The sequence below is a fragment of the Paenibacillus sp. FSL H8-0315 genome, assembly GCF_038005365.1.
Taxonomy (GTDB): Bacteria; Bacillota; Bacilli; order Paenibacillales; family Paenibacillaceae; genus Paenibacillus_AQ; species Paenibacillus_AQ odorifer.
Genome location: NZ_JBBOTA010000001.1, coordinates 5,077,393 through 5,089,049 on the forward strand (window position 1 = coordinate 5,077,393; position 11,657 = coordinate 5,089,049).

Annotated in this window: 8 protein-coding genes; all 8 read left to right on the forward strand. The window is 47.9% G+C overall.

Going from position 1 to position 11,657, the window contains the following annotated elements; all coding sequences use genetic code 11:
- Window positions 1-122: 122 nt before the first annotated feature.
- The 8 genes from MHB56_RS22080 to MHB56_RS22115 all read left to right on the forward strand — a co-directional run bounded on the left by MHB56_RS22080 (window position 123) and on the right by MHB56_RS22115 (window position 11,644).
- Complete coding sequence (locus MHB56_RS22080) at window positions 123-1,244, forward strand: glycoside hydrolase family 88 protein (RefSeq protein WP_341144015.1); 1,122 nt, start codon at window positions 123-125, stop codon at window positions 1,242-1,244.
- The gene (locus MHB56_RS22085) at window positions 1,234-3,393 is read left to right on the forward strand and encodes an alginate lyase family protein (protein WP_341144016.1); all 2,160 of its coding nucleotides are present in this window, start codon (window positions 1,234-1,236) and stop codon (window positions 3,391-3,393) included. The genes MHB56_RS22080 and MHB56_RS22085 overlap by 11 nt, the downstream gene beginning before the upstream one ends.
- Before the next feature lie 66 nt (window positions 3,394-3,459).
- Complete coding sequence (locus MHB56_RS22090; RefSeq protein WP_340395225.1) at window positions 3,460-5,181, forward strand: sensor histidine kinase; 1,722 nt, start codon at window positions 3,460-3,462, stop codon at window positions 5,179-5,181.
- Window positions 5,181-6,764, forward strand: coding sequence for a response regulator transcription factor (locus MHB56_RS22095; protein WP_076100553.1), 1,584 nt, complete (start codon window positions 5,181-5,183; stop codon window positions 6,762-6,764). The genes MHB56_RS22090 and MHB56_RS22095 overlap by 1 nt, the downstream gene beginning before the upstream one ends.
- A gap of 169 nt (window positions 6,765-6,933) precedes the next feature.
- Complete coding sequence (locus tag MHB56_RS22100) at window positions 6,934-7,863, forward strand: carbohydrate ABC transporter permease (RefSeq protein WP_051490863.1); 930 nt, start codon at window positions 6,934-6,936, stop codon at window positions 7,861-7,863.
- A gap of 15 nt (window positions 7,864-7,878) precedes the next feature.
- Window positions 7,879-8,715 carry a carbohydrate ABC transporter permease gene (locus MHB56_RS22105; RefSeq protein WP_036675652.1) on the forward strand — a complete coding sequence of 279 codons (837 nt, stop codon included), beginning with the start codon at window positions 7,879-7,881 and terminating at the stop codon, window positions 8,713-8,715.
- A 141-nt stretch (window positions 8,716-8,856) separates the two neighbouring features.
- Window positions 8,857-10,254 (forward strand): ABC transporter substrate-binding protein, encoded by a 1,398-nt coding sequence (locus MHB56_RS22110; RefSeq protein ID WP_076192894.1) that lies wholly within the window; start codon window positions 8,857-8,859, stop codon window positions 10,252-10,254.
- Window positions 10,255-10,369: 115 nt separating this feature from the next.
- A complete protein-coding gene (locus MHB56_RS22115) occupies window positions 10,370-11,644 on the forward strand; it encodes an alpha-L-fucosidase (RefSeq protein WP_339172434.1) in 1,275 nt (424 codons plus the stop codon).
- Window positions 11,645-11,657 lie beyond the last annotated feature (13 nt).

Consider the following 11,657-nt stretch of genomic DNA (forward strand, 5'->3'; position numbering starts at 1 on the left):
CTTCACGTCATTCAAAAGTCAAAATAATGCACATCAAAGCAAAAATCGCCCCTATTAGATCCTGTTCACTCTCCTTATCATGAAACGTAAGAAACGAAGAGCCTGAAGGGAGCAAGGAACTTATGTGGAGCAGTGCGATTGAAGATGCGATAGAGAAGGTACGTAAGAACATAGACCGGTTCGGGGGCAGTTTCCCTCATGTCAGCAGGAATGGAACTTATCAGCTCAATAACAACGACGATTGGACGAACGGATTTTGGAGCGGCATGTTGTGGTTGTGTTATGAATATACGCGGGATGACAGCTTCCGTATTGCGGCATCCCATACCGTAGAAGATTTCCGCCGCCGTTTCGCGGCAAAGACCGTGCTTGATCATCACGACATTGGCTTCCTGTATTCGTTATCCTCTAAAGCCCAGTGGATTATAGATAAAGACGAATCAGCGCGTCAACTGACATTGCAGGCGGCAGACCTGCTGCTGAAGCGCTGGCGTACAGCAGGCGGTTATATTCAGGCTTGGGGACCGGAGGGGGATACTCAGGAAGGCGGGCGGATCATTATTGATTGTCTGTTAAATCTTCCCCTTTTGTATTGGGCAGAAGAACAGACCGGTGATTCCGTATACAGGGAAGTGGCGGTCATGCAGGCGGAGAAAACGAGACGGTATCTGGTACGGGGAGATGACAGCTCTTACCATACGTTTTTCTTCGACCCGAAGACCGGAGAGCCGATTGGCGGCGCCACTCATCAGGGCTTTACTAACGGATCGACCTGGACGCGCGGGCAGGCTTGGGGTGTTTACGGTTTTGCGTTATCCTACCGCTATACCAAAGATCCGTTGTATTTGGAAACGTCCAAGCGGATGGCCCGCTATTTTCTGGAGCATTTGCCGCAGGATCATGTCGCTTACTGGGATTTTAATGCTCCGGTATCTCCGGATACTTACCGGGATAGCTCGGCCTCAGCAATAGTAGCAGCCGGACTACAGGAACTGCTGGAGCTAATGGATGGGGGGGATTCGGAGCGGGCTTATTTTCAGCAGGGATTAGTGCAGTCGATGACTTCGCTTGTGCAGAACTATTCCACGCTCGGTGAAGAGGCGGAGGGGCTGCTGAAGCATGGTTCTTACCATGTGCGCGGCGATCTGTCTCCAGATGACTTCATGATCTGGGGAGATTATTTCTATCTTGAAGCATTGATGCGGCTGCAAAAAGGCAACAAGGGGTACTGGTATGAACGCTGATGTCAGACAAATCTCCCCCTATGCCGTCTTTGCGCTGCTCAACCTTGAGTTGCCCGCTTTAGCTCTAGTGAAGAGTGCGCTCAGCCAAGCGCGGCAGGACGATGCGCTGACTGAATTACATCGGTATTTGACCCGACAGAGCACGCCGGGCTGGCGGAAAGAGGATAACCGGAAGCAGCTTATTGACTATGTACGGCTTTATTGTGCAGACGAGCTGGAAGCTGTAATGAAGACAGCGGATGAAGTTGTGGAGCAGACGTTTCTCTTTCGTTTTCCCTGGGATATGGAGCGCAGCCGCATTCCGGTTACCTTTGAGGAAGAAATTGACTGGCGTCATGTTCCGGACAAGGATGTAGAATGGGCTTATATGCTGAATCGCCACCGCTACTGGGTGGCATTAGGACAAGCGTATGCGATAACAGGTAAAGAGGTTTATGCGAGAGCATTTTGCTGCCAGCTTGAAGATTGGATAGACCGTACCCCCGTTCCAGACAAGCCTACGAATGATACGCTGACATGGCGTACAATTGAAGCGGGCCTTCGTTGTGCTAACTGGATTAAAGCGCTGTCTTATATACAGGATAGTCCGCTGCTCACACCGACGCTGCTGGCCAAAGTGATGATATCTCTGCATGAACACGGCCAATATTTAGCTTTATCGTTTACGGGCTGGAAGAAGATCAGCAACTGGGGGGTGCTGGAGACTTGTGGTTTGTTCCAAACTGCGCTCTACTTCCCTGAGTTCACTAGCGCCAATAACTGGCGACAGCTCAGTGAGGAGAGATTGGGAGAGACGGCGCGAATTCAGATTATGGCGGACGGCATCCACTGGGAGCAATCGCCTACCTATCACCATGAGGTTTTGGTATGTTTCCTCGACTGCATCCGCTTAGCCCGATTGAACGGACTGGAGCTTCAGGAAGAATTTCAGCAAAAGGTTCAGCAAATGGCTGTCGCTTCATTATATTGGGCCAAACCGAATCACCGGCAGCCGATGCTTGGCGATAGTGATGACAGCGATATTCGTTCGCTTTTGACTTATGCGGGCTGGTTATTTCAGGATGCTGTACTCCGTTTTGGCGGATACGATCAAATGGATTATGACAATGCCTGGTTGTTTGGGATAAATGGAGTTGAGGGCTACGAGCGGCTGAATGCGGAGCTACCGCCAAACTTGTCACGCTCTTATGCACATTCCGGTCATTATGTGATGCGAACGGGCTGGGACGAGCAGGATTTGTACCTATATTTTCACTGCGGACCACTTGGGGGTGGACATGGGCACGCGGATCTGCTACATTTCGATCTGTATGCCTATGGGCGGGATCTGCTTACCGATCTTGGCAGATACAACTATAGTGATCATACACCACTTAGAAAAGCGCTAAAAGAAAGCGCTGCCCATAATACGACCACTGTCGACGGAATTGGATTCACCGAAGTCACGGATACATGGTCCTTCTCTCAGATTGCGAAGCCAACGGGCTGCCAATGGATCAGCCATCCGGACTTTGATTATGTAGAGGGCAGCCATGACGGCTACCGTCATTTGGATGATCCGGTCTACCCGTTAAGGAGGATCCTATTTATTAAGCCTTTTTACTGGCTTCTGGTGGACAGCTTCAGTTCCCGGCAGGAGCATACATTTTCCCAGCATTTTCATTTTGCACCCGGAACGGTTCATATGGAAGATGGAACGCTAATATGCCGTACCAAAAATGAGCGGGAAGCCAATCTTTGTATCCTTCCTGTTCATGTTGATGGTCTTCAGGGCAGGGTTGATGCTGGGGTAATCTCCCGCGAATATAATCTGCTGGAACCCAATCAGTATGCTGTGTACTCCCGAAAGGGGAAAGGAACGGTCTCGATCATGCAGGTGCTGTACCCGCAGTCTGCGGGCGAGTTGTTCTGTCCGCTCGTCGAACAGGTGCCGATTTACCGCCATACGGGTGAACCGGTGGCTGCTGCACAGGCGGAGGCCTGCCGCATCATCCTCCCCGAAAGGAATGAGGAGCATATTATCGTGATCAGCCACGAGATTCCATCCAGTCATTTAGATTCCTATGTAGTGGAAGGCGTACAAATTTTTGGAGAAGTAGTGCTTATGGTTTCTGCAGACGGTCAAAAGAAAGTCACGGTAATCAGATAATGTATGATACTGGACAACGGGCTGATAGAATAAAAGAAAAGAGCATGAGAGAGGCGCGGAGAAAACATGTTCAAATTCACTTACTATAGACGTATCCAGGTTTCATTTCTTTTGCTGATTTTTATCCCGCTGATTGCAGTATCGATCATCTCCTTCGTGCTCATCCGGGATACGATGGTAGAGAAGCTGCAGCTCAGCAACGATAACTTCCTGAACGTTATGATTGACGAACTAAATAAAACTATTGATGATGTGACGTTCGCTTCCCATTTTATTGTAAACGATACCAATTTCCGCGCTAATCTGAAGTCATTTGCGGATACTGAGCGGCTAAATAGCTATCAGGATTATGTACATTTCACGCAAATTCAAGATGTGTTTTCGCTCATCAACTCTAAGCCGTTGAATAATAATATTCGCATGTATTTGGTCAACCGGAAACACTTTGTGATCTCCTCTGGGACGGAGAATTTATCTGTAATCAATGCTAACCTGGACAAGCTGATGAGCCGTGTCAATATCCACGAACCGGAGACCTTGCAATGGCTTGGGATGGCTGACAGCGGTTCCGGTAAAAGCAGCAGCTATTATATTGCCAGAGTAATCTATGACAGCCGGGAGAAACGGCAGGTGTCCGTGCTGCTGATCTCAATTCCTGAATCCTATTTCAATAAATTGCTCGGACCCGTCGAATTTGGCAAGGTTGCGTTATTTGATTCTGGAGGAGGCTTGATCGCTGGGAACTCAGAGCTGGCTCCAGAAGGCAAGGAAGCGAGAGGAAGCGTTCGTACAGCCAGAGCTATCGACAAATCCAATTGGCAGCTGATCTATGAAGCTTCGGAGAAAGAATGGTCGGGCCAGATCTCGCGGACATTTTATAGTGGCATTGGCTTGGTACTCCTCTTATTTATTGTCTTTTCGGCTACCTCCATGCTGATTGCCAAAAGATTGCATAGCCCGATCATGAAGCTGCAGCGCGTTGTGCGCCAGTTCGGGATGGGGAATCTTGATGTCAGGCTGGAGGTCAAGGGCAAGGATGAAATCGCTGAGCTGGGGCAGACGTTGAATACTATGCTGGACCAGCTGCAAGGACTGATTCACGACATCGAGCTGGAGCAGGAACAGAAGCGGGTGATGGAGCTGGAGGCGCTGTTTATGCAGATCCGCCCCCACTTTTTGATCAACACGTTGAATTCGATTAAATGTAGCCTTATTTTGGCCAAAGATAAGCTGCATAGCGGGATCATCGATTCATTAATGAGTCTGCTCCGGGCTTATTTGAAGGTCAATGAACCGGCTACCTTGCGGGAAGAATGCAAACTGCTTGGCCATTATATCGATATTATGAAGATCCGTAACGAAATCCCTCTTGAACTGGAGGTCGATCTGGAAAAGGATACAGAGAAGCTCATCGTCCCTAAGCTAATTTTGCAGCCCCTTGTAGAAAATGCAATCGTCCACGGATTGGTTGACCACCCGGCACCGCGTATTGTCGTTCGCTCGCGAACGGTCCCTGATGGGATCATGATTGAAGTTGAAGATAATGGCTGCGGTGCAGGGGCTGAAGTTCTGGCGGGCCTGAACCGCAGGTTACTGTATAAGGACGATGAACAGGATGAAGCTTATCAAAGGGTCGGTTTAATTAACGTGGTTCAAAGGCTGAGGCTGACCTATGGTCAGGATACCCGCTTGTCGCTGCATAATCTGCCGCAGGGTGGGGTTTCCGTTTCTCTGTATTTGCCGCAAGGCAATCATCAGGTTAATCTGTCAGAGAGAGAGGGATATTGATGTATAAAGTGATGCTCATAGACGATGATGTTCCTATGCTCAAAGTGCTTCAGCAGATGATTGACTGGGAGGCACATAGCTTGCAGATTGTCGGCAGCACCTATTCCAGTGCCAAGGCGTTATTAATGTTTGAGGAAGTGCAGCCTGACATTGTGATCACGGATATTGGTTTGCCGCAAAAGAACGGCATTGAGCTAGCCGATTGCTTCACCCGCATGAAGCCGGAGGTCAGAATTATTTTCCTGACCTGTCATGAGGATTTCCATTATGCTCAGCAAGCGGTAAAGCTGAAAGTGGATGATTATTTAATCAAGGACCAGCTTACAGAAGAGCAACTGGAGAAAAGCCTTGCCAAGTCCGTACACTTGCTTAAGTCGAAGATTGGGTTGATCAGCCATGGGGAGACAGGCTACAACAGCCAGCTCTTCCGGCAGAACCTGCTGCAAAGGGTGATTGGCGGTGCTCCGCCTGAAACCACACTGGCCTATGCGGCGCAAATCGGCATATCCTGGACGTATCCGTGGTTTATGCTGGGCACGGTCAGTATTCATTTTTCCAGCTTCGACAAGCGATACAAGCAGAGTGAGTATCCACTTATTCTATATGCTATTTACAATATAGCCTTGGAACTGTCCGAAACATGTGAAGGGATTACGCCTTTCTTGGAGCAAAAGAATATTGTGATTTTATATAATTACCGTGTGAATCTGGCGCAGAATGCCAGTCTTCATTTTCATGATTATTTACAGCGGCTGTGTTCTGAATGCTCCCATCTTCTTAAGATTCAACCGGGCATTATTGCCGTCACAGAGAAAATGGAGCTACAGGCGATTGGCCAGATCCATCGGCAGATTGTTCAGGACAAATGCGAGTTCTATGCAAGTGCGGATTACACGGTTCTGGATACTTTGCAAATCGCTTCTCCACGTTTCCAGCCTGCTCCCCAAGGATTTCTGGACAGCTATATCCCGCAGATGGAACGGGCCGTGATTAAAAAAGACCTTGAAGCCATCCGTGGCACTCTACAGGAAATCGCTAGGACTGCAAAAGCAATGTCTATTCATCCTGGCGATTTCGCCCGGGATTTATCCTTTATGCTCCGCGGCATCGAGTTAATGTTTACGAGCCTGATGTTCGATGAGGATCTGTTCGTCTATCTTGTGCAGACCCGCACACTTGAAGATACGATGGAACTGGTGGAAAGAAAGCTTGTACAGATTACAGGCAGCAAGCAGCAGGTGACAGGAGCTTCTCCGCAGGAGCCCAAGCTGCAGCTTATCCAGCAGTATATCGACCAGCATCTTGGCGATAATATCACCTCAATTGATATGGCACGTTATCTGTTTCTGGATCCAAGCTATTTTTCGCGTTATTTCAAGCGCATGACTGGCCTGACCTTTACGGACTATGTACATCAGCACAAGATGAAGGTCGCTACCAAAATGCTGAAAATCTCCAGCCAGAATCTGGAGTCGCTGGCCGTCGGCCTGGGATATTCGGACAGAACCTATTTTTCAAAAGTGTTCAAAAAATATGTAGGAACAACGCCAAGCGAATATAAATCCAAACATTCGGTACGCTGAGAAGCACAATTGTTAATGATATGAACAGACTCGCCGCCCCTCTAGGGCGGTTTTTTGTTGTCGGCGGACAAAGGTCAAAATCTTGCACATTCCGGGTCATAATCACTCCTTCTTGCGGAAGGCGGATGTATTACTATAATGACAAATCAAATTGTCGAGGTGATACAACGTGGAGGCTGCAAAACAACCTGTGCCAAAAATTCTGCAAGAGAAGCGGAAATTCTGGACTCCGCAACGGAAAGAGGCTTTAACCGGGTGGCTGTTTTTGGCACCGGAAATTGTCGGGATGCTTTTTCTTAATGTATTTGCGCTTGGATTCTCACTTTATTTGAGCTTCTCGAAATGGGATCTATTGTCGGGAGTCAAAGGAATCGAGTTCATCGGATTGGATAACTATATCAAAATGTTCCATGATCCGAGTATCATTCAAGCTTTGAAGAACAATGCTTTTTATATGATTATGACCGTGCCGATCCCGATTGCGATTGCGCTGGTGCTCGCGGCATTGATTCAAAACAGTGTGTTCCTCAAAAATTATTTTAAAGTGGCTTTCTTTATTCCTTATATTTCTTCGATTATTGCGATAGCTGCCGTATGGAGTGCATTGTTCCATCCGTCTCTTGGACCAATCAATCAGTTGCTGATGGAGTTTGGAATCTCCAGCCCTCCGAAATGGCTAGTTGATCCAAAGACCTCACTGTTATCCATTGCTATTATCAGTTCTTGGGCGAGTCTTGGCTACACCATAATTATCTATATGGCTGGCTTGACGAATATTTCCGATGAAATCTACGAAGCCGCCGAAATAGATGGCGCCAGCGCGCTGAAAAAATTCTTTGCCATCACAGTTCCGATGCTGCGTCCGACCACATTTTTCCTGCTTATTACCATGCTGATTGGCTCGTTTAAGGTGTTCGACATCATCGCCTTTTTGACCGAAGGCGGCCCGAATAATTCTTCTACCGTGCTTGTGTTCAGGATCTATGAGGAAGGGTTCAAATACTACAACATGGGCTACGCTTCTGCAATTTCCTGGCTGCTATTCGCTGTTATCGGCTTGATTACCGCAGCCACTTGGAAAATGAGAAATGAAGAATAAAAGGGGGAGATTAACATGCAACTGATTAGAAAAAATATGTCCAGAGTGATCACTACCTGCATCATGGGGGCTTTGTCCATTGTATTTCTTATTCCGCTGATCTGGATGATTTCCGCAGCCTTCAAATATGAAAAAGATGTAATGCGCTTCCCGATCCAATGGATTCCCGAGAAGATCAATGTAGCGTATAATTTCAAGATGGTTTGGATGGGACGGGTACCTTTCTCCCATTTCTATTTAAACTCCTTTAAAGTTGCGATTATTACAACCTGCATCACACTGATCATTTCATCTATGTCGGCGTATGCCTTGACCAAAATCAAGTTTAAAGGACGGAATATGGTCTTTCTGGCGCTGCTGTCATTCATGATTATTCCTGACCAGGCCACGCTGATTCCGCGTTTTCTGCTGATTCGTTGGTTCGGCCTCTATGATACTCATGCTGCTATCGTATTAATGAGTATGTTCTCCATTTACTTCACGTTCTTGCTGCGGCAATTTATGATTGGTATCAGCGACGAATATATTGAAGCGGCGCGAATTGATGGTGCAGGCCATTTGCGGATATTCTGGTCTATCATTGTTCCGCTCTGCAAGCCGGTGCTCGCTACCGTGGCGATCATTAAATTTATCTGGACCTGGAATGACTACCAGAATCCGCTGATCTTCTTGCTAAACAAGAATCTGTACACTATCCCACTCGGTATGACACTGTTCCGAGATGATTATTCGAACAACTATGCGATTATGATGACGGCAGCCGTTTCGGCGATCATCCCATTGGTCATCGTGTTCATTGCCCTGCAAAAGCAAGTCATTAACGGAATCTCCTTGGGAGGCGTAAAGGGCTGACTTGCGAGTCTGCAAAAGAGGGTAAAAGTCAAAAATGTGATCCTACTACAGCAAAATTGTGCACTTGGCCTGTACAGCGGGTGCCTATAATAAGAAATGAACAAGGCACTATACTTAAATTTCAGTGCGGGGGGAAGTAAAATGAAAACAAAGGGCAAAAAAAGATTATCCGTTGTACTAGGCTCCATGCTGGCGGTTTCCTTAACGTTAAGCGCCTGTGGAAATTCCGGAAATTCAGAGAAGAATGGCGGTGCTGAAGCCAGTACGAATACCGGGAACACCAAGGTGGACAAGCAAGTCGCCATCAAATATTACAACTGGGACAATGAAGCCCAATCAGCAGGCACGGATGCCATGCTGCAGGAATTTATGGATCAGAACCCAAATATCAAGGTAGAGCATGTGACACTCGTTCCCGGTGATTCTGTGGAGATGCTGAAGAAACTCGACTTCCTGATTTCATCCGGCGAAGCGATTGACGTTGTTCAGGTACCAAGCCTTGGAGGCGTACTTGAACGGGCGACCCGGGGAGCACTTGCCCCGCTGAATGAATTCTATGAGAAGGATAACCTCGTTCCTGAGGATGAATATTATGTGAATGCTAAGGTAGACAACAACTATTATGGGATGCAATATACCAAGAGCAGCAACTATGTAATGCTGAACAAAGATGCACTGGATGAAGCGGGTCTGCCTGTACCTACTTTTGGCTGGACATGGGATGACTACCGCGACTATGCCAAAAAACTGACCAAAGGTGAAGGCGTAGACAAACGTTACGGCACATACTTCCACACCTGGGAGTTGTATATGAACGCACCGGCCCAAACGATGATGAAAGATCCATTCGTGTATGATGACGGGACGACCATTTTCGCGGATCCAACCTATAAATACTTCTTCCAGCTGCGCAAAGATATGGAATCTGCTGATAAATCTGCGAAAACTTATGCAGACGCTTTAGCGGCTAAGCTCAATTACCGCACGGAATTCTTTAATGAAGAAGCCGCTATGATTCTGGCTGGTAACTGGACGATTGCTGATCCGGGCAATACAGAGCAGTATCCGCATGATTTCAAGACAGCTTTTGCTCCGGTACCGGTGCCTCCGGCAGGATCGGAACCGAAAGAATACGAGGGCAAATACTTCACCAGCGGCAATATGCTGGCGATGGGCGCTACTTCGAAGAACAAAGAGGCGTCTTTCCAACTGATGAGATTTATGTCAACGGCTGTTAGTGATAACAGACTGGAATTCTCCGGTTATAAAAAAGCGGATAATGAAGCCTTGCTGACCAAACTGGTAGCTGGCAAAGAGGATATGTATGATATGGATTCACTCAAATATACACTCTTTGACAGTGCAATCCAGTTCCTTGATGGTGCGCAGGTGATGACGACGGCAACGTCCGAATTGACCAAAATAATCGATGACGGCTTCAGCAGATTTATGCTTGGAAATGAATCGATTGATAAGGTGCAGCAATGGATGGTTGATGAAGCAACAAAAATTATCAACGAAAAAGGTGTCATCAAATAAACAGGGAATAAGCAAGTATCACAAGTTGTGGACGGGGCTTTGGAAGGTCATCAACTGGCTTTCCAAAGCCTTATTTATATATTGGGTCTACACAAACATATGGGAGAGTGTAGAAATGATGGAAAGCAGATTTTCACAGAACAAGCCGGAAGAGAAATTGGCGCTGCCTTCTAGGGAACAGCTGGAGTGGCAGGACCTGGAGCTGGGGATGTTTTGCCATTTTGGCATCAATACGTTTTGCGATCAGGAGTGGGGAGAAGGCAATGATTCACCTGCGGTCTTCAATCCGCTTCATTTGGATGCCCACCAATGGGTTAGTACAGCCAAAGAAGCTGGATTCCGTTATTTTATACTGACAGCTAAACATCATGATGGCTTCTGCTTGTGGCCGACTGCGACAAGTACTTATTCTGTGGCTTCTAGCCCATGGAAAGAAGGGCGCGGCGATGTCGTCAAGGAATGCGCGGAGGCTTGCCGTGAACTTGGAGTTGGCTTCGGCATTTATTTGTCTCCGTGGGACAGACATGAGCCCTGTTATGCAGATCCGCAAGCGTACGATGATTTCTATGCCCTGCAATTGCAGGAATTGCTTACGGGCTATGGTCCGCTTACGGAAATTTGGTTCGACGGCGCAGGGTCGGAGGGCCGCAATTACGATTGGCAGCGGATTATGGATCTGATCAAGCGCCATCAGCCAGGCGCCATGGTGTTTAATATGGGGGCACCAACGATCCGCTGGGTTGGCAATGAGGATGGCGTTGCTCCTTATCCATGCTGGAACACTGCGAATTCTGCGCGGGGTAGCATGTTCAGTGAAGCTTCATTGAACTGGCTTCCCGGAACGCCGAGCTGGGTGCCTGCGGAATGCGATGTGCCCATCCGTAAAGACCGCTGGTTCTGGCATCCTGAGGAGGAGCATCTGCTGCTGTCTCTGGAGCAGCTAATGGATATTTATTATCGTTCGGTTGGACATGGGGCAACTTTGCTGCTCAATGTAGCTCCTGACAACCGCGGGCTGTTTCCGGAGGCTGATGTGCAGCGGCTGCTGGAATTCGGCAAGGAGATAAGACGCAGATTTGACAAGGCTCTGGCGGTAACAGCAGGTACTGGAGATATTGTTGAACTGGAATTGCCAGCAGCTACTGTGATTGATCATGTCGAGATTATGGAGGATATCGCTTACGGCGAAAGAGTAGAAGGATATATGCTGGAAGCGTACAGCAACGGAGCGTGGCTGGAGTTGAAGCGTGGCAGTTCGATTGGCCATAAGAAAATCGATGCCTTCCCTCCGGTTGTCGCAGAGAAAATCCGCTTACGGGTGTCAGAAGCTGCCGCAAGCCCCAAGATCAGACGGCTTGCCGTCTACCACTGCGGGGAATCGTTAGAATAAATATTAATAAAGG

What these genes read in the sequence shown, in the direction of transcription:
- MHB56_RS22110 (WP_076192894.1), top strand. Translation starts at nt 8,857, where the DNA reads ATGAAAACAAAGGGCAAAAAAAGATTATCCGTTGTACTAGGCTCCATG.
- MHB56_RS22085 (WP_341144016.1), top strand. Translation starts at nt 1,234, where the DNA reads ATGAACGCTGATGTCAGACAAATCTCCCCCTATGCCGTCTTTGCGCTG.
- MHB56_RS22090 (WP_340395225.1), top strand. Translation starts at nt 3,460, where the DNA reads ATGTTCAAATTCACTTACTATAGACGTATCCAGGTTTCATTTCTTTTG.
- MHB56_RS22115 (WP_339172434.1), top strand. Translation starts at nt 10,370, where the DNA reads ATGATGGAAAGCAGATTTTCACAGAACAAGCCGGAAGAGAAATTGGCG.
- MHB56_RS22105 (WP_036675652.1), top strand. Translation starts at nt 7,879, where the DNA reads ATGCAACTGATTAGAAAAAATATGTCCAGAGTGATCACTACCTGCATC.
- MHB56_RS22095 (WP_076100553.1), top strand. Translation starts at nt 5,181, where the DNA reads ATGTATAAAGTGATGCTCATAGACGATGATGTTCCTATGCTCAAAGTG.
- MHB56_RS22080 (WP_341144015.1), top strand. Translation starts at nt 123, where the DNA reads ATGTGGAGCAGTGCGATTGAAGATGCGATAGAGAAGGTACGTAAGAAC.